This is a genomic window from Methanococcus mangrovi (assembly GCF_054506835.1).
On sequence record NZ_CP197114.1, the window covers coordinates 157,651 to 181,953 of the forward strand.

General features: G+C 32.0%; 24 protein-coding genes and 3 tRNA genes. 13 read left to right on the forward strand and 14 right to left on the reverse strand.

Annotated features, from left to right (window positions below; genetic code table 11):
- Positions 1–36 precede the first annotated feature (36 nt).
- Positions 37–741, forward strand: a complete 705-nt coding sequence (locus ACS5L2_RS00855) for a TrmJ/YjtD family RNA methyltransferase (RefSeq protein WP_459201881.1) — start codon at positions 37–39, stop codon at positions 739–741.
- A 70-nt stretch (positions 742–811) separates the two neighbouring features.
- The gene (locus tag ACS5L2_RS00860) at positions 812–1,225 is read left to right on the forward strand and encodes a hypothetical protein (protein WP_459201882.1); all 414 of its coding nucleotides are present in this window, start codon (positions 812–814) and stop codon (positions 1,223–1,225) included.
- A 49-nt stretch (positions 1,226–1,274) separates the two neighbouring features.
- Here ACS5L2_RS00860 and hjc read toward each other — a convergent pair whose 3' ends face one another.
- From hjc to cobT, 3 genes are read right to left on the reverse strand one after another with little or no spacing between them, the layout of a single operon-like run.
- The gene (hjc, locus tag ACS5L2_RS00865; protein WP_459201883.1) at positions 1,275–1,673 is read right to left on the reverse strand and encodes a Holliday junction resolvase Hjc; all 399 of its coding nucleotides are present in this window, start codon (positions 1,671–1,673) and stop codon (positions 1,275–1,277) included.
- 16 nt (positions 1,674–1,689) lie between these two features.
- Entirely contained in the window at positions 1,690–2,136 is a 447-nt protein-coding gene (locus tag ACS5L2_RS00870) for a methanogenesis marker 6 protein (protein ID WP_459201884.1), read from the reverse strand.
- Between the two features lie 35 nt (positions 2,137–2,171).
- A complete protein-coding gene (cobT, locus tag ACS5L2_RS00875; RefSeq protein ID WP_459201885.1) occupies positions 2,172–3,224 on the reverse strand; it encodes a nicotinate mononucleotide-dependent phosphoribosyltransferase CobT in 1,053 nt (350 codons plus the stop codon).
- 137 nt (positions 3,225–3,361) lie between these two features.
- Between cobT and ACS5L2_RS00880 the strand changes: the two genes are divergently transcribed.
- The 6 genes from ACS5L2_RS00880 (at position 3,362) to ACS5L2_RS00905 (ending at position 7,831) form a co-directional block, all read left to right on the forward strand.
- Positions 3,362–3,877: an NUDIX domain-containing protein gene (locus tag ACS5L2_RS00880; protein WP_459201886.1), complete on the forward strand. Its 516-nt coding sequence runs from the start codon at positions 3,362–3,364 to the stop codon at positions 3,875–3,877.
- Positions 3,878–3,996: 119 nt separating this feature from the next.
- Positions 3,997–4,074 (forward strand) — tRNA-Arg (locus ACS5L2_RS00885).
- Between the two features lie 27 nt (positions 4,075–4,101).
- A tRNA-Glu gene (locus ACS5L2_RS00890) sits at positions 4,102–4,176 on the forward strand.
- Between the two features lie 213 nt (positions 4,177–4,389).
- Positions 4,390–6,099 carry a sodium-extruding oxaloacetate decarboxylase subunit alpha gene (gene oadA / locus ACS5L2_RS00895; protein WP_459201887.1) on the forward strand — a complete coding sequence of 570 codons (1,710 nt, stop codon included), beginning with the start codon at positions 4,390–4,392 and terminating at the stop codon, positions 6,097–6,099.
- Positions 6,100–6,143: 44 nt separating this feature from the next.
- A complete protein-coding gene (locus ACS5L2_RS00900; protein WP_459201888.1) occupies positions 6,144–7,667 on the forward strand; it encodes an acetyl-CoA carboxylase biotin carboxylase subunit in 1,524 nt (507 codons plus the stop codon).
- Between the two features lie 87 nt (positions 7,668–7,754).
- Positions 7,755–7,831 (forward strand) — tRNA-Val (locus ACS5L2_RS00905).
- A gap of 108 nt (positions 7,832–7,939) precedes the next feature.
- Here the strand turns inward: ACS5L2_RS00905 and ACS5L2_RS00910 are convergent.
- The 11 genes from ACS5L2_RS00910 to ACS5L2_RS00960 all read right to left on the reverse strand — a co-directional run bounded on the left by ACS5L2_RS00910 (position 7,940) and on the right by ACS5L2_RS00960 (position 19,141).
- The gene (locus tag ACS5L2_RS00910; RefSeq protein WP_459201889.1) at positions 7,940–8,611 is read right to left on the reverse strand and encodes a diphthine--ammonia ligase; all 672 of its coding nucleotides are present in this window, start codon (positions 8,609–8,611) and stop codon (positions 7,940–7,942) included.
- Positions 8,612–8,662: 51 nt separating this feature from the next.
- A complete protein-coding gene (locus ACS5L2_RS00915) occupies positions 8,663–9,541 on the reverse strand; it encodes a hypothetical protein (RefSeq protein WP_459201890.1) in 879 nt (292 codons plus the stop codon).
- Between the two features lie 130 nt (positions 9,542–9,671).
- Positions 9,672–10,793 carry a double-cubane-cluster-containing anaerobic reductase gene (locus tag ACS5L2_RS00920; RefSeq protein ID WP_459201891.1) on the reverse strand — a complete coding sequence of 374 codons (1,122 nt, stop codon included), beginning with the start codon at positions 10,791–10,793 and terminating at the stop codon, positions 9,672–9,674.
- A gap of 254 nt (positions 10,794–11,047) precedes the next feature.
- The gene (locus ACS5L2_RS00925; RefSeq protein ID WP_459201892.1) at positions 11,048–11,362 is read right to left on the reverse strand and encodes a hypothetical protein; all 315 of its coding nucleotides are present in this window, start codon (positions 11,360–11,362) and stop codon (positions 11,048–11,050) included.
- Positions 11,363–11,455: 93 nt separating this feature from the next.
- Positions 11,456–12,190, reverse strand: coding sequence for an acyl-CoA dehydratase activase (locus tag ACS5L2_RS00930; protein WP_459201893.1), 735 nt, complete (start codon positions 12,188–12,190; stop codon positions 11,456–11,458).
- Between the two features lie 35 nt (positions 12,191–12,225).
- Positions 12,226–13,551: a UDP-glucose dehydrogenase family protein gene (locus ACS5L2_RS00935; protein WP_459201894.1), complete on the reverse strand. Its 1,326-nt coding sequence runs from the start codon at positions 13,549–13,551 to the stop codon at positions 12,226–12,228.
- Positions 13,551–14,099 carry a hypothetical protein gene (locus ACS5L2_RS00940; RefSeq protein ID WP_459201895.1) on the reverse strand — a complete coding sequence of 183 codons (549 nt, stop codon included), beginning with the start codon at positions 14,097–14,099 and terminating at the stop codon, positions 13,551–13,553. The genes ACS5L2_RS00935 and ACS5L2_RS00940 overlap by 1 nt, the downstream gene beginning before the upstream one ends.
- A complete protein-coding gene (locus ACS5L2_RS00945; protein ID WP_459201896.1) occupies positions 14,096–15,394 on the reverse strand; it encodes a DUF58 domain-containing protein in 1,299 nt (432 codons plus the stop codon). Before ACS5L2_RS00945 ends, ACS5L2_RS00940 begins: the two co-directional genes overlap by 4 nt.
- Before the next feature lie 12 nt (positions 15,395–15,406).
- A complete protein-coding gene (locus tag ACS5L2_RS00950) occupies positions 15,407–16,336 on the reverse strand; it encodes an AAA family ATPase (RefSeq protein WP_459201897.1) in 930 nt (309 codons plus the stop codon).
- A complete protein-coding gene (locus tag ACS5L2_RS00955) occupies positions 16,311–17,303 on the reverse strand; it encodes a DUF4350 domain-containing protein (RefSeq protein ID WP_459201898.1) in 993 nt (330 codons plus the stop codon). Before ACS5L2_RS00955 ends, ACS5L2_RS00950 begins: the two co-directional genes overlap by 26 nt.
- Positions 17,303–19,141 (reverse strand): hypothetical protein, encoded by a 1,839-nt coding sequence (locus ACS5L2_RS00960; protein ID WP_459201899.1) that lies wholly within the window; start codon positions 19,139–19,141, stop codon positions 17,303–17,305. Before ACS5L2_RS00960 ends, ACS5L2_RS00955 begins: the two co-directional genes overlap by 1 nt.
- Here ACS5L2_RS00960 and ACS5L2_RS00965 point away from each other — a divergent pair.
- The 5 genes from ACS5L2_RS00965 (at position 19,140) to ACS5L2_RS00985 (ending at position 24,239) form a co-directional block, all read left to right on the forward strand.
- Positions 19,140–19,937: a hypothetical protein gene (locus ACS5L2_RS00965; protein ID WP_459201900.1), complete on the forward strand. Its 798-nt coding sequence runs from the start codon at positions 19,140–19,142 to the stop codon at positions 19,935–19,937. The genes ACS5L2_RS00960 and ACS5L2_RS00965 overlap by 2 nt on opposite strands.
- Positions 19,938–19,940: 3 nt before the next feature.
- The gene (locus ACS5L2_RS00970) at positions 19,941–20,180 is read left to right on the forward strand and encodes a hypothetical protein (protein WP_459201901.1); all 240 of its coding nucleotides are present in this window, start codon (positions 19,941–19,943) and stop codon (positions 20,178–20,180) included.
- Positions 20,181–20,189: 9 nt separating this feature from the next.
- Positions 20,190–20,735, forward strand: a complete 546-nt coding sequence (locus tag ACS5L2_RS00975) for a DUF1616 domain-containing protein (protein ID WP_459201902.1) — start codon at positions 20,190–20,192, stop codon at positions 20,733–20,735.
- 80 nt (positions 20,736–20,815) lie between these two features.
- Entirely contained in the window at positions 20,816–22,807 is a 1,992-nt protein-coding gene (locus tag ACS5L2_RS00980) for a TIGR04279 domain-containing protein (protein ID WP_459201903.1), read from the forward strand.
- 46 nt (positions 22,808–22,853) lie between these two features.
- Positions 22,854–24,239 carry a hypothetical protein gene (locus tag ACS5L2_RS00985; protein ID WP_459201904.1) on the forward strand — a complete coding sequence of 462 codons (1,386 nt, stop codon included), beginning with the start codon at positions 22,854–22,856 and terminating at the stop codon, positions 24,237–24,239.
- The last annotated feature ends 64 nt before the right edge of the window (positions 24,240–24,303 follow it).

Here is a 24,303-nt window from a genome sequence, read left to right on the forward strand (position 1 = left end):
CGAGATAAGAATTTAAATCAAAAAATTAGTGATAAAGTGAAAACGGTAGTTATATTAGTTAATCCAAAATATGGCGGAAATTTAGGGGCAATTGCAAGAAATATGATGAATTTTGATGTAAGTGAATTAAGAATAGTTGGAACTTCTGATATTTTGGATGAAGAAGCATATATACGAGCAGTTCATGCAAAAAACATATTAAATAATGTTAAATTTTATTCAACACTTGAAGATGCAGTTTCAGATATTGATTTTACGGTTGCAACTACGGGTGCAGTTTGTGGCGACAGAAATGTAAATCGAGTTCCAATTACTCCTCGAGAACTTGCTAAAAAGCATTTAGAACTTAATGGAACTTTGGGAATTGTTTTTGGACGTGAAGATGACGGATTAAAAAACGAAGACGTGGAACTCTGCGATATTTTAGTTTCAGTTCCAACATCTAATAAATATCCAATAATGAATCTTTCTCACGCGGTTTCCGTAATACTCTATGAAATTTATGTTGAATCACTTTCAGAAGATATTCCTTACGAATTAAATATGAAAAACGCATCCATTGAAGAAAAGAATGCACTACTTAGATTTTTCAACGAGTTTGTAGATAATTCAAAAGATGTACCAGAATATAGAAAAGATATTTGCAAGACGATTTTTAAAAGAATCGTTGGACGGGCGTTTATTTCGGGAAAGGAAGCAAATTCGTTGATATGTGTTTTTAAAGATAAATGCCCGAAATGATATGGAAAGTTTTTTAAATATTGCAAATGATAATAATACTATCTACAGTATGGCGGAAAAGGTGAGGGGAATGAGTATATCTGGTGCACAGGGAAAGTCTTTGGTTTTAAATTATGAAAACAACGAAATTATTTTCAATTTGATCGATGAGGAAGAAAACCTATTAGACGCTGTTTCAATGGATTTAGAAACATCTGCATTGTTTGTAACGCTTTTAAATCATGGGGTAGTTTCTGCTGAAGAAATAAACCGTAAATTCAAAAAAGAAGGCATAAAACTTCAAAAAATTCAGGATGTTGGGACCTGTTTTGCAAATGAAAGCAGGGTATCAATCGCGATACTTCCAGCAGATGAAAAAAGAACTGCTTCAATATTAATTGGAATCCACAAGGAAGAAGAACACTCTTCAATAATAATAAAGCCAAAAAGAGCAGCATATCTTGGTATCTCAATAACAAAAATTTTGATAAATACAATGGAATAAATCTTTCTTACTATTTAAAATTAAAATTTGTAAATATTAGATTAAATTTTCAGTCCAACTTTTTTTGAAGGCTATTTTCAGCAATATCTTTAATATCCAACGCAATCGGGCATAATTTTTCGTAATCAAGCGCGTAATTTTTGCCTGCAGATGTTAAGAGGTTTGGATTTATAAACAAACATTTCCTGTTGATTTTTAGTGCAATATATGGAATCCCATCAAAAGTTTCTGAAAATTCGAGCAATTTTTCAACATCTTCATTTGGGATATAATATTTATCTTTTGAAGTGGATTTGCATTCAATTACAATTGGTTTTTTTCCTTTTTTTCCGGCAACTAAATCTACACCGTGACTTCCAGCACTCCGGATAACTGCAAATCCGCAATTTTCAAGTTTTTTCTTTAATTCCCGCTCAAATGTGGATCCCTTCTGATACTTCTGTGCCATATTTTCCCAAAGATAATTAATTTTCTTTTAAAACTTCGTCTGCAATTTTTTCAAAATCCGCTACTTTTAATTTTTTAGGCTGTAATTTTACGAATTTTTCTTCAAGTTCATCTTCACTAATTTTTTCATTTTCTACTGCATCAAGTGCTCTTGAGATTCTATCAAGTATTTTCTGTTCTGCTTCAAGCTGGTGGAAACCTTCCCTTGGACCTCCTTTTCTAAATGCCCTGCATCTTCTCTGGTCCCATATTGGAAATCCTCGGTCTTTACAAAAAATCTTATTTTTTTCAAGATTTCTAACCATTTTAACTACTTCATCGACAATGCTGTCTTCACCTTCAATATATGCTCCAAAACACGTTTCTTTTACGTTGATGTCGTATTCAAGTGAATTTAAATATCTAAAAAGCCTTGAAGGTGATGTTTTAGAATCTTCTGCAAGAACTATAACTTTAGATTTCATGATTACACCTAACTGTCGTTGAAATTTGTTATTTATTATTGAATAAATTTTGAATACCATATTTCATAATTTTTTTCCACGTAATATCTTATGTCTTCGGGATTTAAGCCATTTGAGTAGCAGTATGTTGCAATTCCGCCAGCTCCAACACCTTCTTTTACTGAACCTTTACAGTATGCTTTTAATCCGTCAATTTTTGAATTTTCATATCCAAATTTAGATGCAAATAGTGGAACATCTCCAATCTGTTCCATGATGTCTTTTAAATCTGCATTTTTATCGTTTAATACAAATTCAGTAGTGCTTATTCCTATAAGTCCACTTTTAAGTGTTTCAGGGCTTATTTCTTTAATGGCAGCAAGAACCGATGCCATCTGCGTTCCCCCGGCAAGTAAAACTGGTTTTCCTTTTGAAACAGCAGAAATTGCCATACCTGCTACTACGGGCATCATTTTATCTCCTACTGCATTTAGAACATCAAAGACATCTTTTGATTTACAAGTTTTAAGTCCATTTTCAACAACACTTAATTTAAGGTCTTTCGGGTTTTCGACTGAACCTGAGCTTATCTTGTCCCTTGCATCGTAGCCTAAACCTAAGAGAACACCAAGTGCAGTTGTAGTTCCCCCTGGAACGCTTTCACCTATTATTAAACTATCATAAATTGTATTTTTACCGAGAATTTTTCCTAAATTTAATAATTCTCTTGAATTATCCATTCCAAGACCTTTTTGAATATCTCCTGTCGGTCTTTGATCTACTGAAATGTACGGAATTTTTGGTTTTATGTAGCTTCCAGCATCAACAGTCATTACCGGAATATTTAAAAGATCAACCGCTGCTCTCGTGATTGTTGCAGGACTTGGGCATCCTGTTGCATCTATTGGTGGGTGGTTTAATGATAAACTTTCCCCAAGAGTTACAAGTTCCATGTCTGCTGCAGGGGTGTAATCTATAACGCTTTTGTTAACTCCAGAAATACTCACGTATTTTGTAGTTTCAATTGAAGATATAACACATGAAAATAGCCCGTTAGTTCCTTTTAATTTATCTAAAAATCCGTTTTCATTAATCGAAATAATTGGCATAGTTTCTCCTTTTAAATTTCTGAATATATCTATAACCTTATACTTTACTTTGTTTTCTATTTTTCTTTTTGTTTTAATCTATATTTTTGTGTTAAATTATTATGGAAGTTTGAATAAAACATTAACACGGTGATTTTATGGAATATAATTTATTATTGAAAATAAATGATAAATCAATAGAAAAGGAAGTTTTAAACGAAATTCCTAAGTTTTTAGATGAAAAGTATTCTAAAAAAGTTAAGGTGGAACCCTATCGGTGCATAAATTTAACGGCAGATATTTTGATAAAATATAATTCTGGAATAGTTCTTATAAAGCGCAAAAATGAGCCTTACAAGGATTACTGGGCAATACCTGGTGGTTTTGTTGAATACGGTGAAACAGTTGAAGAAGCCGCAAAACGGGAAGCTAAAGAAGAAACGGGTCTTGATATTTATAATTTAAAGCTTGTTGGGGTTTATAGTGATCCAAATAGGGATTCAAGGGGCCATACTGTAACTGTTGCATATTTGGCCGATGGAATGGGAACTTTAAAAAGCGGGGATGATGCAAAAGATGCTAAAATATTTAGTTTAGATGAATTGAATAATGTTAATCTTGCATTTGACCATAAAAGATTAGTAAATGATTCTATTTCTTATTTAATTGGATAAATCTTTAATTTTTTCATTTATTGGTAGTATTTGAATCTACAAATGTATAGTTATGCGAAACATTTATATAGTAGAATACCCTTCCTATACTATGCTCTTGAAACACTAAGTGGAGACGGGGGCCCGTGGCCTAGTCTGGATACGGCACCGGCCTTCTAAGCCGGGGATCGGGGGTTCAAATCCCTCCGGGTCCGCCATTAATACTTTTCAAGATTTATACCCATGCTCCAGTGGTGTAGTCCGGCCAATCATCCGGCCCTTTCGAGGCCGGGACTCGGGTTCAAATCCCGGCTGGAGCACTTTTTTAATATTGGTTATATTAATCGATAGATTAGAATTAATGAATAATAATTATATACTATTCGTCAAAAAACGTACTTTTATTCGATAATATCCTTAAAAACATATAAATATCTAATTTAATATAACCAAAAGAGAATCTAATCAAAACAAGAGGAAACTCGTTTCTATCTTTTTTATTGATATTACGTTATGTTAAGCGAGGGATAACCATGGTAAAAATAACTGATACCACCTTCAGAGACGCTCACCAGTCTTTAATGGCAACAAGGTTAAGAACAGAAGATATGCTACCGATTGCAGAGAAAATGGACGAAGTAGGATTCTATTCGATGGAAGTATGGGGCGGTGCTACTTTTGATTCATGTATTAGGTATTTAAATGAGGATCCATGGGAAAGATTAAGGGAACTAAAGAAGAAAATTCAAAACACGCCCTTACAGATGCTTTTACGTGGCCAGAATTTGGTCGGATACAGGCATTACCCTGATGACGTCGTAGACAAATTTATTCAAAAATCTGTCGAGAATGGAATTGATATTGTAAGAATTTTTGATGCATTAAACGATGTTAGAAACGTTGAGTTTTCCGTAAAATCCGTTAAAAAATACGGTGCTGAAGTTCAGGGTGCTATTTCTTATACAACAAGTCCAGTTCACACAACTGAACAGTTTGTAGAGCTTGCAAAACAGTTTGAAGAATTAGGCTGTGATTCTTTATGTATTAAGGACATGGCAGGACTTTTAAGGCCATTCAGTGCTAAAGAACTTATTGGAAGATTAAAAGAAGAAGTATCAATCCCGATAGATTTACACAGCCACTGTACTGCAGGGATAGCTCCTTTAACATACATGACAGCTATAGAAGCGGGAATTGACATATTAAACTGTGCAATGTCACCACTTTCGATGGGAACATCTCAACCTCCAGTGGAAAGTATTGTAGCTGCTTTAAAAGGTACAAAATACGATACAAATTTAGACCTTGTATTATTGATGGAAATTAGGAACTATTTTGATGAAATTAGAAACAAATACAAATATTTGATAAATTCAATCTCCGAAAGAGTTGATGCTCGAATTTTAAGATACCAGGTTCCAGGAGGAATGCTTTCAAACCTCGTATCCCAGTTAAAAGAACAGGGTGCACTTGATAAATTCGAAGAAGTTTTAAACGAAATTCCAAATGTTAGAAAGGACCTTGGATACCCTCCATTAGTAACGCCTACTTCCCAAATTGTTGGAACCCAAGCGGTAATGAACGTTTTAACTGATGAACGATATAAAATTATTACAAACGAAGTTTCTAACTATTTAAAAGGATACTACGGAAAATCTCCAGCACCAATCAGTAAAGACCTCGTTAAAAGGGCTCTTCAAGATGGCGAAAAGCAGATTACATGCAGACCTGCAGATTTACTTGAACCAGAATACGAATTAAGAGAAAAAGAAGCTTTCGAAAAAGGAATCGTTTCAAAAGAAGAAGATATTTTAACTTACGCGCTTTATCCTCAAGTTGCGGTTAAATTCTTAAGGGGAGAGTTAAAAGCAGAAGCAATACCTCAAGAAAAGGATGTTTCAAAATTCATGGAAATTCCAAACGAATATGTTGTTGAAGTTGATGGAGAATCCTTCAACGTAAAAGTAGAGCCAGTATATGGTTCAGGAATTAAAAAAGAAGAGAAAAAAGAAATAATAACTGCAGAAACCGAGGGTGCAGTAACTTCACCATTCAGGGGAATTGTTACGAAAATAAAAGTTAACCAAGGTGCAGAAATTAAACAAGGTGACCAGATTTTAGTTTTGGAAGCTATGAAAATGGAAAATCCTGTGGAATGCCCAGTAAGTGGAACTGTTGAAAAAATAATCGTTAAAGAAGGCCAGTCTGTAAACGTGGGCGACATATTAATGATTATAAAATAAATTAAGCAATTATGTAACAACACAGCAATTCCGAAGGTAATATTATGTTTAAAAAAGTATTGATAGCCAATAGGGGAGAAATTGCAGTTAGGGTAATTCGAGCCTGTAAAGAACTTGGAATAAAGACTGTTGCAGTCTTTTCTGAAGCTGACGAGCACTCACTTTATAGGAATCTTGCAGATGAATGTTATCCAATTGGGGAGCCTCCTGCATCAAAAAGCTACCTTAACATTGAAAGAATCTTAAAAGTGGCTGAAAAAGCAGGTGTCGATGCAGTACACCCAGGATACGGATTTTTATCCGAAAATGTAAAGTTTGCAGATGAATGTGGTAAAAGAGGTATTGAATTTATCGGGCCCCCAACAAACGCAATTGATGTTATGGGTAGTAAAATCAATGCTAAGAAAGCAATGAAAATAGCAGGAGTTCCAGTTCTTCCTGGACGGGAAGAACCAATCGAGAACGAAGATGAAGCAATCGAAGTTGCAGATGAAATAGGATATCCGGTAATTATCAAGGCATCTGCAGGTGGTGGCGGTATTGGAATGAACGTGGTTTACAATAAAGAAGAACTCGTTGATACAATACAGTCTACAAAATCCATTGCACAGAGTGCTTTTGGTGATTCTACAGTATTTATTGAAAAATACCTTGAAAAACCAAGACACATTGAAATACAGGTGGTTGCAGATAAATTTGGAAATATAATCCACCTTGGGGACAGGGAATGTTCAATTCAAAGAAGACACCAGAAATTAATTGAGGAATCACCTTCTCCAATTATGACTGAAGAGTTGAGAGAAAGGATGGGAAATGCGGCTGTAAAAGCTGCTAAAGCTATAAATTATAACAGCGTAGGTACTGTTGAATTTTTATACAGCAAGGGCGAATTCTATTTCCTCGAAATGAATACGAGAGTTCAGGTAGAACACCCGATAACTGAAGTTGTTACTGGTGTTGATATCGTAAAAGAACAGATAAAGATTGCAGCAGGAGAAAAATTATCATACACTCAAGACGAAATTACGTTTAGGGGCCATGCAATCGAATGTAGGGTAAATGCAGAAGATGCAATAAATGATTTTGTTCCATCCCCTGGAAAAATTAAATACTATAGGTCTCCAGGAGGTCCTGGTGTAAGGCTTGATAGTGGTGTATTTGGTGGGGCTGAAATTCCGCCGTACTATGATTCGATGGTTGCAAAAATAATTACATACGGACTTACAAGGAAAGAAGCAATTGAACGAATGAAAAGAGCACTTTCCGAATACATGGTTCATGGGATAATTACAAATATACCCTTCCACAGGGCAGTTATCGAAGAAGATAATTTTTTAAAGGGAAACCTTTCAACACACTACGTTGAAGATAATTTATGTTCCTTTAGAAAAGCAATGGTAAATTATGCTTTGGAAGCAAAAGATAGGGAAAAAATATTCAGTGAGAAAGTATTCCACGGTAATAAAAAGGTTATTGCAATTGCAGGCGGTTTAAATGCCTATATAACCAGCGTTTCTCATAAAAATAAGGATAAATATGATAAAAAGTACGTGGATGATAGTAATTAAGTTAAAACAATTAAATCATCCATATATACTTATGAATAATAGAAAAATATATATACTAAATAAATTATCTTTTTATAGTATTAAAGTGAGTTCGTGGTCTAGTTGGCTATGATACCGCCCTGACACGGCGGTGATCGGGAGTTCGAATCTCCCCGGACTCACCATTTTTATTTCACAACAAAACATTTATAAATTTAAATATATTTATATCAAAATTTTATAGTTAGCAAGTTATAAATTTTAAATAAAAATAATAGCAAAAATTTTTGTAGTTAATATTTTGGGACAAGTTCAGCATCTTTTATATTATAGCTTCCAGAAATTCCGTCCCACGTAATTTCATAATCCAAAATTTCTATTTTTTTGTTAAAAAATGGAGCATCGAATACAAAAGTTTCAGCTTCTCCACCTTCAAAAGCTTTGTTGATTTGATATTTTTCCATTATTTTCAATAATTCGTCAATATTTGTTTCATCAATTCGTTTTCCAAGCCATTTTTTAGTCAGTCCGTAAGCTGCAACACTAACTATCCTGAAATCAAAGAATTTTGAGGTATCTCTTAAAATCAATTCCTGATTTTTATGCCATAATGGTGCAAATGATTTTATACCTATTTCTTCACAGATGTGGTCAATTCGTGCTCTTTGATACTCGCTTGCAAGAGCACCACTTACAACGCCGTCAATGTCAAGTTTTTCAAGATTTTTTTGTAAATCGAGGAGTTCTTTTTCTTTTTCACCTTTGGTAATTACTTTTACCATTTCAATTCCAGTACTTTCTGAAACGAGGTCTGTTAATTCAACGTTCGGGATGTGAAACATGTAGCTCTCTTTATTTTTTGAAGCCACATTTACAAGATATTCGACATCCCAGCCCTGATTTAGGGTCCAAAATAGTGCATAAGCAGAATCTTTTCCGCCAGAATAAAGCGATGCAATTTTCATAATTTCACTTAAAATCTTTTAAAACAAAAAAGTAAAAAATAGTTTAAATAATTATTCGAGATCGAAATCAAATATTTTCCATTCTCCATTAGTGTCCCTTCCATTTTTAAAGTATATTCTTGGTTCATCTATATCCTCAGGAACATCTTCAAAGAGCCAGTAGCCTTCTACAGTGCCAAGAGCAGGAATTTTAGAAATATTGTTCAAAGAACCGCCTGATGTGAATGGGTACTCGTTATATTTGGTATACACCATAACTTCTGAAGGGGTGAAGTCTTTTGGCTGTCCGTATCTGTTTTCTATTTTAATATCTACACGGAATATTTTTTTGGTTTTTTCCCCATAAATTGTGTAGAAACCACTTCTTAAAGCAGTTATCTTGAGGTCATCGATTTCAAATGAATCTCCACTTTTAACGGCATTTTCAAGGAAATCCTGCTCAGAAATGTTTAAAATTTCTTCTTCAGTGTAGTATGGAACCTGAATTGATTTTGCAATTTTATTTATTACTTTACCACTTTCTGAAGTAAATATCACTTCAGCGTATCCTGAATCAGTCATTCCTTTTTCAATATCGTCTAATGAAACTACAAGTGTATATTTACTGTTAGCCCCGGCTTTTGACGGGTCAACAACGTATTCTTTTTCAAAAATTTTGTTGTTGTAGTCGTCATATATTATTAATTTTGCAGTGCCTGTCGCAGTTACAAGTTTATTTTCCGCATCGTTAAAAATTAATGTAAATTTCAACGAATCGTCAGTTTTTGCGGCGTAAAATGTACCGATGTATTCTGCACCATCTGAAACAATATTTTCATTACCAGAATCAACTTCGTCAAGTGCTTGGTCTCCACTATCTGTTCCTGTGCATCCACATAGTAACAGGATAGATAACAAGCAAAAAACTCCAATAACAAGTTTTTTAACCATGAATTATCCCCTTTTAAAATTTACAGTTTAGATTATTACATTTAAATTATTTTAAATTTTTGAATTATTATTTTAAGAACTTCAAAAAAATAAAAGATTTTGAATATTTTAAAAAAGTATTTTAGGGAAATTAAATCATTTCAACAAATGCTTCAAGTCTTGTTTTTAACTGCTCTTTGTCACTTTCTGAGTAGTCGGTTTCTACTCTAATAACTGGAATGCCTGCTTTTTTGAGTTCTTTTTCAATTAATGCACCTTCAACGTTGAACGTGTGGCAGTACTGGAGGGTGTAATATACAACTCCATCGGCATTCTGTTCTTTTACAAGTTCTTTAATTCTTTCAATTCTTTCTTCGTTGCTGAATTTGCATGCGCAAGGGATTTTAAAATACCTGTCAGCTAATTTTTCAATTGTGTATCCTTCAACGTAGTTTTCAAACTGTCTTGTTCCTGTACAGCTTTCTTCCCCAACAACAACTGCTCCTGCATCTTCAATGATTTCTGGAATTTTCGTGTTTCCAGCAACCATTGGGCAGCCCGCAATTAAAATTCTTTTTCCCGTGTATCCTTCTCCTTTTTTAACTCTTTCTTCAAGTTCAGCCACTAATTCTTCAAGAAGGGATTCCATTGTATTTACGTCTAAAAGATATGCGAGTTGGAATAATTTTAACGAGTCTTTTCCGTTTATCGGTGAAGGAGTATTTGCTCTAAGTTCGTAAATTCTGTAGAAAAGCTTTCTTATGTTATTTACTTTATCAATAGCTTCTTTTAATTTTTCTTCAGTTATTTCGTTTCCTGTTTCTTCTTCAATTAATTTTTTTAAGTCTTCAACTTCTGCAAGCCACATTTTAGCGGACCTATCGTCTCTAAAGTGGGGTAACTGCATTACGTGGAGTTTAACCATTTCACTCATGTGTTCAAACATTTTTTTCTTTCCATCACAAGTGGTTTCTCCAAGAACGACATCAGCAGCTTCAAAGTAAGGGCATGATTTTTCTTTTTTAAATCCAAAAGATGATTTTATTAATGGACATATATTTCTTGGTAAAATTTCTTCTGCAGAAGGTATTGTAACTTCTTTTCCACCGCAAAGCCCTACAGGAATTGCATCAGCTGCTAAAATTAATTCTGTTGGAACAAATGTACAAAATAGTCCAAATACTTTTCTTCCTTCGTCTTTTTGACCGTACAGTTCATTTTTTCTGTTTGCAAATGCTTCGCTAATTTTTGTTATGGCTTTCAATTCTTCCATCATTTTCACCATTTTTAATTGAAGGTTAATTATTAGATTTACTAATATCTACGGTATTTGATGCCAATTTACCTTATCTATAAGGTTTTATTTATAAAATATAAATATATCTATTAATTTAGTAAATACTAAAACAGGAAATTAGAAAAATTTAGTGATAATTCCTTTTATTAATGTACGTTTTGGATGAAATTGTTTAAAATTGTAGGTTTTAAAAAAATTTTAAAAATTAAAAAAGGTTTTGATTGATAAATTTAAATTTCTATACGTTTTAGTTTTGGAAAGTACGAATTATACAAAATTCCAATCCATGGGATGATGGCGATAGTTAAAAACTCGTTTAAAGATAATTTGCAGTTAATAATTCCATTTTTTATAATTTCAAAATTATTTTCAGGATAAATCACCGCAGTATTTAATGGGTCGATATATAAAAACCTGTAAAAAGCGGTTATTAATAATATGAACCCAAAAACAAAAGAAACAGATTTTCCAAGCCCTAATTTGGATGCAAAAATCCATAAAACGACCTGACTTACAATTAAAATTAGAAAAAATTCCCCATTCATTTATACCCCCTCTAAAAATAAATGTACAGTATAAATTTTTTAAAATTGCCTATATATATTTAAGCTAACCAAAAGGGTATAACAAAAAAGAGATTATTCAGATGCCATCAGGCAAGCTCCAACAGCGCATACTATCTGTGGTTCTTTTGGAACGAGAAGTGTTTTTCCAAGTTTTTTTTCAAGTACACTTATTAAGATTTTGTTTTTAGCAACTCCCCCGCTAAATACAATGTCTTTAAGGTTCATTCTTTTAACCATCGGTACAATCCTATTTGAAATGCTGTCGTAAATTCCCATTATAATTTCTTCTTTGGGTATTTTTTTAGAAAGAAGGGATATTATTTCACTTTCTGCAAAAACGGCACACATTGAAGATATTTTTGCGTAATTTTCCGAGGAATATTCGTTTAATTCTTTATCTAAATTTAAAATATCAATACATTTTTCTAAAAATTTTCCAGTTCCAGCAGCGCACTTGTCAGAAAGGATAAAATCTAAAACCTGACCTTTTTTTATATTTAGAACTTTGCTGTCCTGTCCTCCAATATCAATCAATCCATCAGCATCTTTAAAAAAGTAGTTTGCACCTTTTCCAAGGGCAATTACTTCTGGAACAACTTTATCCGCAAAAGAAATTTTATGCCTTCCGTAACCTGTTGCGACAGTTTTTGTAATGTTTCTTCCATTTTTGAATTTTTCAACCATTTTTAAAACATCACTTTCTTCAACTACAACTCCAAAATCATTTATTTCGTAGTCGATTATTTCGTTATTTTCCATCAACACGAATTTGGTAGTGGTTGAACCTATATCTATACTTAAAATCATTTTTACACCAAAAAAGTTTAGGGATTAATTTAAAGTTAATTTTTTCCAACTCCAAAGTAAGTGTACCCTAAAGTTTTTAATTTTTTAGAATCCATTGCATTTTTACCATCAAAAATTACAGGGTTGTTAACTAAAGTTTTTATTTCTGACCAGTCTTCTTTATCGAAATCATATTCTGTGGCGATTATGATACCGTCTGCATTAAATACTGTATCTTTTAGTTCATCAAGAATGTGAAGGCTGTATCCCATACACTTGGAATCAGAAAGAGTGTATTTGTTAATAGTATTTTCCCTTGCTTTTTCAATGTAGTCGTAACCTTTAACGATTGCACCATTGTTTAAAAGAAGGTTTATAAGTTCAATAGACTTACTTTCTCTTAAATCGTCTGTGTTTGGTTTAAATGCAAGCCCAAGCACTGCAAAAGTTTTTCCAGAAATATCCCCGTAATATTTTTTGATTTTATTTTCAAAAAACCAGGTAGTTTGGGTCTGGTTTACGCTTTCAGTTGCATTTATTATTTTTGGTTCAAGTTCAAAACTTTCAAACTGTTTACCAAGTGCTTTTACATCTTTTGGAAAGCAGGACCCTCCGTAACCAATACCTGCATTTAAGAAGTTAGGCGCAATTCTTTTGTCCAGACCCATTGCTTTTCCTATGGTTTTGATATCTGCACCAACTGTGTCTGCTAATCGTGAAATTTCGTTTATAAAGGATATTTTTACGGCCAAAAATGCATTAGATGAATATTTTATCAATTCCGAAGTTTCCCACGATGAAATTACAAATGGTACACCGTTTTTTTCAAAATATTCGTAAACTCTTTTTAATGTTGTGACTGACTTATTATTTTCAGGGTTTTCAAATCCAAGAACTATTCTTTCAGGCTCAAAAAAGTCTTTAAATGCAATACCTTCTCTTAAAAATTCAGGGTTTGAAACAACTTCAACAGGGTAACCTTTTAAGCTTTCTTTTATTTTTCGACAGGTTCCAACAGGTACAGTTGATTTGATCACCAAAATTTTTGGTTTGTCATCGATGTGTTTTTTTATCGATTCAACTGCAGAATATAAAAATTTTAAATCTGCGTTTCCAAAATCGTCCTGGGGCGTTCCAACACATAAAAAAATAACATCAGCAGTATACACTGATTCATAAGACGAAGTAAATTTTAAATTTTCTTTTACAACTATTTTTAATTCATCTTCTAAGCAGTCTTCGTAAAGCGTGCTTATACCACTATTTAATTTTTTCACTTTTCTCTCATCAATGTCAATTCCTGTAACATTAAAACCTAATCTTGAAAGGCCAACTGCCTGAATTAAACCAACGTATCCCGTGCCTATGATTGAAATCTCCATTATATCGCCTGATCCTGATTTAAATATGAATAAAATGAATACATACATATTCCAAGTCCTATAACAACCATAATTTTGTAGATAATATTCTGGTTTACTATATCGCTATATTTTATGAGAACTAACGCGAAAAGGACTATCGGAATTAACAATATTGCTATTTTTTTACTAAAATAATTCTTAAACCTTGTGGTTAACAACAATAAGCTGCCAAATAAGAATGCCTCTTTATAAATTATTCCGAGAAATAGGCAAATTACTATAACTATATCTATTTTAGCGTATTTTTGCTCAATCCCACTTAAAAGTTCATATAATACTGTTAAATGGGGAATTATTATCATCGCTGCTATTAACAAGATTGAAGAATCTAACGGGTTAAAAAAATATCCAAAAAGGAGCACGTATATTGAAAAAAGAAACAAAAAACTATTTTTAAACCGTGTATCAAGAATATAAAATGATATAAGTATAACTGGGAAAAATGTTTCAAAATATAATCCACCGACAATTGCAGCGATTATTGAAGTTAATGTAGTGTTTTTCACTTGAATTCACCAATTATATAATCTGCCAAATCATTTGGGCCAACATCTATTGTAGGGCATAGATTATTTAGTTTTAATATATTTTTTTCTCTTTTTACATACGATTTATATACTGTTGGAATCGTTTCTTCAGTCAATTCGTTAATCCCAAATAAAAATGGATTTGGGGAAATAATATATAATTTTGATTTTGTTTTGATAATTTCATTATTTAACATTACCAATTCTTTGTACCTGTACGTATCTGTTATGATAAGTACAGTACTGTTTGATTTTATATGTTTTGCAATAGATAACCATTTTTCAGGCGAATTTTTTGAAAAAGACTTCACGATATTTAAAAATGCGGTTTTTTCAAAAAATTGGCTGGTTGAATTTAAAATATACGGGCTACCTTTTCTTGGAATTAGTTTATTTTTAATACATTTTTTTAATGATTCGCTACTTTTAATATTTTTTTGAATATCTACAAGTCCGGATTCATTAAAAAACAAGATATTAGCTGAACCATTTTTTATTATATTTGCCATTAGTTGAAATGTTAGAATGCTTACGTAATCTGTTTTGTTATTTCCACCGCTAAAATCTTTCAGGAAATTTTTACTAACATCGACCAAAACAGATATTTCTCCTTCGATTTCTTTTTCAAATTCTTTTGAGATTAAACGCATGGATTTTAAGGATGATTTCCAGTCGATATGCTTAAACTGATCTCCTGGAGTATAATCCCTTAAATAATCAAATTCTAATGTTCTCTGTCCTATTTTGGAGGATGAAAGCATTTCTTTTCCAATTTTTTCATGATTATTTGTATTAATTCCTTTTATTATGTTTTCATTCGATGGATAAACAGTGATAGTTAGGGAAGTGTTAAATTCAAAAGTTTTTTCAAACATCTCAAAAACATCTGAAATTTTCAGCGGTATTTCATTTATTAAAAAACTCCCCTTTGATTTGGATTTTAGGGAAATGAAAATATTTCCAATATTTTTTGGTGAAATCGTTGTACTTTTGGATTCCCATGTAAAATTGCTGTTATTTGGTATACATCCAATCTTTAGTGGATATTTAGACTTATTTTTAATTTTTAAAATAATATCTAATGTTTCAGATTCGGTAAACTCTAAACTTGAGGTTTGAACTTCAATTTCAAAATCTGGTTCAAATGAAAGTTTTAAAATCAAAAGAGATGATAAAATACCTACACCAAGCAGTGCTGATAAAATGTTTACAAAGAAATATCCTTCTAAAAAAAGCAGGATAGAAACAAATGCTAAAAACTCCCCTTTTTCCATTAATTATCCCTATTATCTAACAACAACAGCATTATCGAGTATTTCTTTAATAATGTCGCTGTTTGTGATACCTTCAATTTCGTAGTCAATTTTTAATTTAATTTTGTGCATGAGCGAGTATTTTGAAACTTCCTTAACATCGTCAGGTATTACGTAGTCTCTCCCATTTAAAAAAGCTAAAGACCTTGATGCATACAAAATATGTTCCGATGTTCTTGGGGATACCCCGTATAAAAGTTTGTCACTGGTACGGGTTAATTTTACAATTTCGTAGATATATTCTAATATTTTATCGCTTACTTTAATTTTTTGTACCTGTTCAAATGCTTCATTTAATTCTTCTGATGAAATAATCGAATTAACGGTTCCAAAAGAGTTTGCATACTTTTTTTTCAGCATATTTATTTCGTCATCTTTTTTAGGATATTCTAAATTAAGTTTAAACATGAACCTGTCCAACTGGGCTTCTGGAAGTGGGTAAACTCCTTCGTATTCAATTGGGTTCATTGTAGCCATTAATATGAACGGTTCTGGAAGTTTTATTGAATTTCCTTCAACAGTGGCTTGACCTTCCTGCATTGCTTCAAGCATTGCAGACTGTGTTTTTGGCGGGGTCCTGTTTATTTCATCTGCAAGCAATATGTTAGCAAAAATAGGCCCTTTTTTGATTATAAAGTCTTTTGTCTTTTCACTGTAGTAATAAACGCCAATAATATCACTTGGCATGGTGTCGGGTGTTAACTGGATTCTTGAAAAGGAAAGACCAAAAATTTTTGCAAAGTTTTTAACTATCGTGGTTTTTGCAAGCCCGGGCATTCCTTCTAATAAAATATGGCCTTTTGAAAGCATTGAGATTAAAAGAAGTTTAATTATGTCTTCATTTCCAACAACGCATTTTTCCATTTCTTTTTGAATTTTATTTAGTAAGTCTTTTCCTTCCATTATTACCATCTTTAATGTTTTTAATTACCCTTTTCAGGTCATTTAAATCAATTCCCTGATTTTTCGAAATGTTTTCAAGTAGTTCATTTTCGTTTTTTGGCTTTTGTTTTGTAAATTTTAAAATTAGTTTTTTAATTGCAGTGATATATAGCTTTTTATTTAGTTGAGATAAACAGATTACAATCAGTAATATACCTAAAACTAATTCTTTTGAAACAGTTTTTCCAATGTAAAAAATGCTAATACTGTATTCAAAGTCTTTGTGGTGTATTTCGTCGATATAGACTTGATTTGGATTTAATTTTTCAATAAAATTTTTTAAGAAATTTTGGTTATATTCATACAATCCATTTATGAATATATCCGGGTCAGCTATCAATATTATTTTTCCGTTTTCATAATTTATTTCAGAAATTAACGGTAAAGTTGCAAGGTTTGACTTTGTTGAAAAGTTACTTGCAGTAATTACTCCTTCTTTTGAGGTATACGTTGGAATATCTGTAACGAGGTATCCTCCGCCGTAGTTTTCGGAAACACTGTATTCGATTAAGTTTTCATTTGAAATGTAAAAAATGTCGTTTAACCGGTTTTTTGTAAATTTATCCGAGATGTTTAGTTTTTCAAGAATTTGATTTGCTGTTCCAAAGTCATCTGCAACAACAAGTGTGTTTCCAGATTTAACAAAATCGTGGATTTTCTTCACTTCATAATCTGTAAAATCCAATCGTGGGCCGATTATAAATAAAACACCGTTTTTATCAAAGTTATAATTATCGTATGGGGAGTATATTGGGGTTATTGTAATTTTTGAATCATAAAGCTGTTTTGTAAAGTTTGAACACCCGTTCCAGTCTGTGTTAAAACTGCTGTATTCACTAAATGATTTTATAACTGGAGTTCCTGCTGGAAGGGATATAAGAACTGCTCCAAAAAGGGCAATTATTAAATATTTAAAGTATTTTTCCATTATACATTCTCCATTACATGTTCAATAAGTTCGTAGAAGTTTTTAACTGTTGAATCTTCCACGTGTTTTTCACCATAAACTGCTATTTCGTGAATATCGGTGATAATTTGTAAATCCTGATATATTTCAGGGTTAAATTTTAAAACACAGTTTAAAAGCTCGTTTGGAGTTAATTCTGAAACGATATTGTATTTTTTTGTAAGTTTACGGTATAATTTTTGGTATTGTGAAGTAATCGTTTTTGCTGAAGGAATTACTTTTTCAAAAACATCGCTTGAAACTCTATCGGTAACTTCTGCCATGTTATTTTTGGAGATGTTTTCATTACGCGTACTGTATTTTTTAACTAAAGTTGGGATTTTAGTTCCAAAAATTAGGATTATGAATGCTAAAAGTAATATTTTCCAGTTAACTTTGATATTTTGAGAAATTGTGGTTATTAATGGTTTTTTATCCACCACGTTAATAGTTAAAACATTGGATTTTGAATACCTGTATTGTTCGTTTCCTGCAAATGTTACAAATACCGTGTAATTACCTGCTTTTTCAAAAGATATTTCTTTTTTGAATGAATTATCTGAATTAAAGTTTTCAACGGGGTTATTATCAACCCATAATTTCAAGTTTAAATCGGAATTATCTCCTTCAAAATTTCCAGTAATTATGCAGGACTGGTTCGGACTGATTTTTCTATTTTCAGAGTAAATTTGAATATTTAACGGGGGTTTTACGAAATTTATGGTGATATTTTCTTGAGTGGGCATATATTTTTCTGTTTCAATGAAGTTTAATGTAAATTTTTCTATTTTTTCAAAATCTGAATAAATATATGTTTTAAAAGTACCATTTTCAACAGGTATTGTTTCATTTCCCAAGATTACGGTTCCAAAATCAACAGGGCTGCCATCAGAATCAATTACTTTTCCAGTTATTGTGTTTTCTTTTAAAATAGGAAATTCAAAGTAACTTTTTACAATTAAGTCAGTATGAATTTTTGATACATTTACAGAAATAGTTTCTGATTTTTTATGGCCTTGGGTTAGTGTCAGGTTGTATGTTCCAGCTTTTTCAAAAGAATGAATTTCAGAATAGTAATTGTTTGTTAAAAGAATATTTTCGCTTGTGTTTTTTGGTCCAGTAATTACAATGGTAGCATTTCCATTCTGACCTGTTCCATAAATTAATGCATTTTTATAAATTGTTGGATTATTAGGTGAAATATGAATTGTTAAATTAGACGTCGGAGATACATTTCCAATTTTTTCGATATTATTTATCATTTTTAGTTCTAAATAGTATAAACTTGTTTCAACATCGCCTGTATCAAATACCAGTGTCTCGTTATCTTTTTTAAGTTCTGAAATGTTTTTAATATCGTCTAAATTATTTCTCATCAGATCTATTTTTTCAATTATTCTTAAAGCAGCAAGTTTTGCAAAATACTGGTTATTTGTGGTGTTTAATTTGAGATTTTCATCGTAATCCTGTACAAAATAACTTATTTCTTTTAAATTTTTTGAAAAATTGTAAAATGGGGGAGTTACTGTTTTTGCAGGCGTGGTCATGCCATTTTCAGTATATTCTGTAATTTCCAAATTTAACTGAACTGTTTTTTGAAAAATTAATTGGGATTCGTTAATGAATGTATTATTGTTTTGAATCATGTGGTTAATTGTAGATTCGTAGTCTTTTAGAAATGTGTTAAAATAGCTGTAAACGTATGTATCGTCTGATTCTAAATTTTCTGTATTTATATTTTCAGCATTTGCTACAGGAAAAGAAAATAAAAAAAATACTATAAATATAATGAACAATATTTTTGATTTAAACGGATTCATGGTTCTCAGCTTTGTAACTTTCCCGGGTGAAAATATCATAATCTCAAAAAACACAATTTTAGGATTATTCCTTATTTTAATAAGTATAAGTATTATTTATTATGGTATCTCTAACTCAATTATATCTTTTATAAATTTGGGTATTGCAGGACTATTTATTTTTGTTATATTAAACACGTTAATTCCCAAAAAAGTAATTGATTATTCGATTTACGAAGCTGTGCTTTCTTCAAATACTGAATTTTTAAAGAAAATTTTTGAAAATTTAAAATTAAGTGGAAATCCAGTATATGTTCCACCTTTTGAAAATTTAGAAAATGGGGGGATTTTTGTACCTTCCCACGATAAATTTAGCTTAAATTTAACCGCATTTGATGAAAATATGGTTTTTATAACAAATCCCAACGCGTCAAATGAAATGGGAGTTTTAATCAATCCTCCAATCGGGCTTGGTCTTTTAAAGATATATGAGGAACGTTCCGAGGGGAACATTCATGGATTAGACATGAATACTGTTTTTTCAGTTGTACAATCTGCACTTGGTTCTATGGATTTGCCCTCTGACATCGATTTTGAAGAAAAAAATGATGAAATAAAAATAAAACTTTACAAAAGTAGTGAACTTGAAAACTTTGGAAAACTCTATTATTTATCCCCCGTAATTTCTTCAATATTTCTGACGATATCAAAATCAAAAGGTATTCCAATTTTTATCAAAGAATTTTTGGAATCTGAGGAATATATGGAGTTTACTGCTGTTGAACTTAAAACTGCTAAATATCATGCTCTGGGATAAGTTATGAAAAAAATTAACTTGATGGTTATTGCACTGACGGCGTGGATAATTCTTACAGCTCTATTATCCCCTTCGTTAGATTTGTATATGACGCTGCTTCTTATTGGGACCTTGATATTCCTTGAAATCGGGGATTTTTTAATTTCAAGGGATAATAAAAATATTTTAAAAATTATAATATATATTTTTGCAGGAATTTTTGCTGTAATAGTGTTAAACAAGATATATACAATAATAAAATAGGCTGGTTTTATGGATAAAAACGACGTAAACAAGGTAGTAACTGGTTTTTTGCTTGTAGTATTAATCATGTCGATAATGGGCGTTATATATATTATAAAACATCCAAAACAGTCAGAATATTTTTCTGAATTTTATATACTTGGAAAAAATAATATGGCGTATGATTACCCGACTAAACTTTATTCTGGTGAAACCGGTTATTTAACAATCGGGATTGTAAACCACGAGGGAAGAAATGTTACATATTACGGGGAAACATGGCTTATAGCGTCAGAAATTGGCAATTCATCTAAAATGGATATTAACAGTTCGGTACTGCTTGATAATTATTCAGTTACCCTTGAACCAAAACCTTTGATTGTTGAAGGAGATTGGGAGCCCCAGTTTGAGAATAATTACAGTTTTTCAATAAATAATTCTGGAGATTACCAGATGTGGTTTTTCCTGTTCAAAGATAATCGTTCAAATGAAAATATCCCAAAAAAGCTTCAGGATGCAAAAGACAATAACTTACTTAGTTTAAAACTAAACATTGCCGTTTTAGACTGGACGTAATTATATATACTTAAAAAGTGCATAACTTAAATATATTTATCCAAATTATTGGAAATTTTTTATTGAGATGGAGGGATTTCATGAAAATTATTAATTTTCTTATCCCAATTTTGCTATTACTTTCTGCAATTCCAATGGGTTTTGCAACAAGTAACGAGATAGCAGTTATTGCATCAACCCCCGCAGATGCAGTTTTAGCTGCCCAATATGCAAAAGAAATGGGATATAAATTTGTATACACTCCCGGAGATAAACTCTCGGATGATGCAAAAAATGCTGTAAAATATTCTGACGAAGTAATAATGATTGGTGGACCAGATGCGATAAGCGAGAACGTGGAAAGCCAATTAAAAGAACAGGTTCATACTGTTGAACGTGTATGGGGTGCTGATAGGGTAGATACCTCATTAGAATTATTAAAAAGATTAGCTCAAGAAAAACCTGAATCTTTGAACAATCTTGTAATTGTATATGGATTCGATGAAAATATTATTCCTGGGGCAGTAAATTTCAATGCACCAATATTATATTTTGCACCAGATAACTACCAAAATGTTGCAGCGTATTTGAATGGAATGACTATTCAAAATGCAATTGTTCTTGGAAATAATGTTCCTGCAGAAATCACAAACGTGGTTAGGCATGTTGCATCAACAACAAATTTGGTAAACGGGATTACTAAAAATATTATTAAAGCAGGATTATCTATAGCTTCAAAACTAAATCCAAGTATATCTGACTCAATTGCTGCAATTGTTTATCCTGGATATTCTGATGATTCATTAATGAATGCAGCATCACTCTATTCCGCTGGAAGTGCTGGTTCGATTGTGGTTGTATTTAGTGAAGATGAAGATATAATTGATGAAATTGTTGAAAAAACTACAACGGTTACAAAAAAATTATATATCATATCAGATGACGAAAATGTCACAGAAAGTATTTCTGAAGCCGCATCAGCAGACGGTGCAACGATAATTACTACCATTCCAAGCACGGGTGGTGGCGGAGGCGGTGGATCATCAAGTTCGTCCACAACAACTACCGTTCAAAAATACACTGTAATTTCAGTTGATGGAACAGAAAAAGTTAAATTTGCAGACGTTTCTGCTTCGGAAACTGGTGGAAACAATTTAAAAATTGTTGGTGAAGACGATATAGTTCTTCCAAAAATCACGATAGCAACAAATTTGGCAACAAAATCCTATACCGGTTCATCCGGAAACGTATCCATTACTTATGAAGGAACCGGTGACAGTTTAAATATAATTTATCCTATAACTAATGGAGCTATTACGTATGGTTCCGATTTGAACGCGACATTCTATGGTTCAAGTCTTCTTGCAAATAAACAGGTTACTGCACACGTAATAACTGATAGGCAGGAATTTAGAGATGCAATGAATGATTTGTTAAATGGAAATGCCGATACATTTATTTCAATGCTTAATACTACTGCTAAAACAACGGCTACAACCGATAGCAGTGGTGATGCAGACTTTACAATAACTCCTGCTTCATACGGGGAAAATATTGTTATTGTAACACTTGGCAACGGTACAATCGATACAACTGCAACAGTTTTAGGATTCAGCGGATTTGAATATTTGAAATACGATTTAACAGTTAATGTAACCGGATTTAACCCTGCAACAGATACTTTTGAAGTAAATATGTTGCTAAATCAAACACCTTCAAACGATGTTAGATACGGTGTAATGGCAATTACTGAAGATGGATATTCGTTTAAGTTAAGTATCGAAGGAACTTCAACAGCAGATAAAAACATCAATGTAACGCTAATTGGTGACGAAAGTTCTGCAAAAATTGTTGAAAATTCAGAATTGGTTTCATTAAATGCATCAGCAGTACAAGATATCCTCGAAGCTGCATTTACTAACGGAACTGCAGGTGTTGCATTTACGGATGTTACAACAAGCAGCAACGTTACGAAATCATTCACAGTGGATTTCGATAGTGGCGAAACAGTATATATAATTGGAATTGTTTATGACATTTCTAATAAAGAAATAGTTGGTCTCGATCAGGTCGAGTATGGTCTTGCAGGTTAACTTAATATCTATAATATTCTTTTTTTCATTATTTTGGTGATTATAAATGTTCAAAAAAATTTTCATGATTCTTTCTATTTTATTTATAATTTCATCCGTCAACGCGGTTTCAGATGTTACAATATCACCTGAAAATCCAGAAGTTGGAGATACAATAATTTTAACGGGAAAAGCAACTCCAAATGAGGAAGTTTCCTGCAGTGCATGGTTTGAAATAAACCCGATAATAAGTCAGCCGTATTACGGGGCTCTTTTGTACGATGTGGATATTCCAGAACCTCCAAACAACTTTAAGGTTACAGCAGAAAATGTCCAAGGCGTAGATGTGAGCATAAAAATGGGAGTATGGGTTACAATAAGTGCTGATGCAGATTCTTCTGGAAAAGCAATTGTTTCTAAATCAAACGTTCCAGAAGGAATATATGATATAAAAATAGGCGGAAAAATAAAAGATACTTCAAAATCGGTTAATTTAAAAGTTTATGCATCAACAAAAATTAAAGCTGACGAGAATGGAAATTTTGAATATGTATACAGCACGGATTCGATAGATGAAGGAACAACGATTTATTTAACTATTGGCGGAGTTTCAAAAGAGGTAACTGTTCAGGGAACAACACCTGCACCGGTAGTTCCAACCACAAATACTACCGAGGAGGATACTACACCACCTACAATAAAAGTTTTAGCACCGTTAAAATCAGAATATGCGGCTAATTCAATAGATTTTAATATTGCGGTTACTGATAATTCAGATTTTGATTTTAATATTTATTTGAATAATAAAGAATTGACGTACAGCAAGAACGGGAAATATTTTACCGGAACATTAAGTTTGATTGAAGGTAAAAATACGTTAAAAATGGTTGCTGAAGATGAATATGGTAATAAAAATACAAAAATTGTTTATTTAACGTATTCAAAAGATGCAGTTGAAAATGAATCAAGTTCTGAAAATACTAACTCTGAAATCAATGAAAATTCTACTTCAAATGAAGTTTCAGAAGAAGAAAACATAGTATCAGGTACAATGATATTTAATGTAGGCACTGCACTTCTTACTGTAAGTGATGGAACTGAAATTAGCACGAGTGGAGATATTAAAATCGAAGAAATAGAACTTCCAGAAACAAAACTGGCTTATGTAATTTATCCGGAAGATTCCGAGTTTAGTGTTCCGCTAACTCTTGAAATTGATGTTTCTAATTTGGAGAGTAATTTAAAAGTAATTTATTATGATTCCAAAAAAGGCTGGGTAAATACAAATTATGTTTTAAAAGATGGTACGATAACGCTAAATGTTACAAAATCTGGATATTATGCAGTAAAAGAAACGGAAATTGTCGAAGAGAATGATTCTATTTTGGATATAATCAAAGGAATCTTAAAGGCGATTAAAATAATCCTAACTGCAATAATTGATAGAATCTAATTTTTTCTTTTTTGTTTAAAGTAAAAAATCGTCAACAATATATATGTTTAGCATATAATTTTTA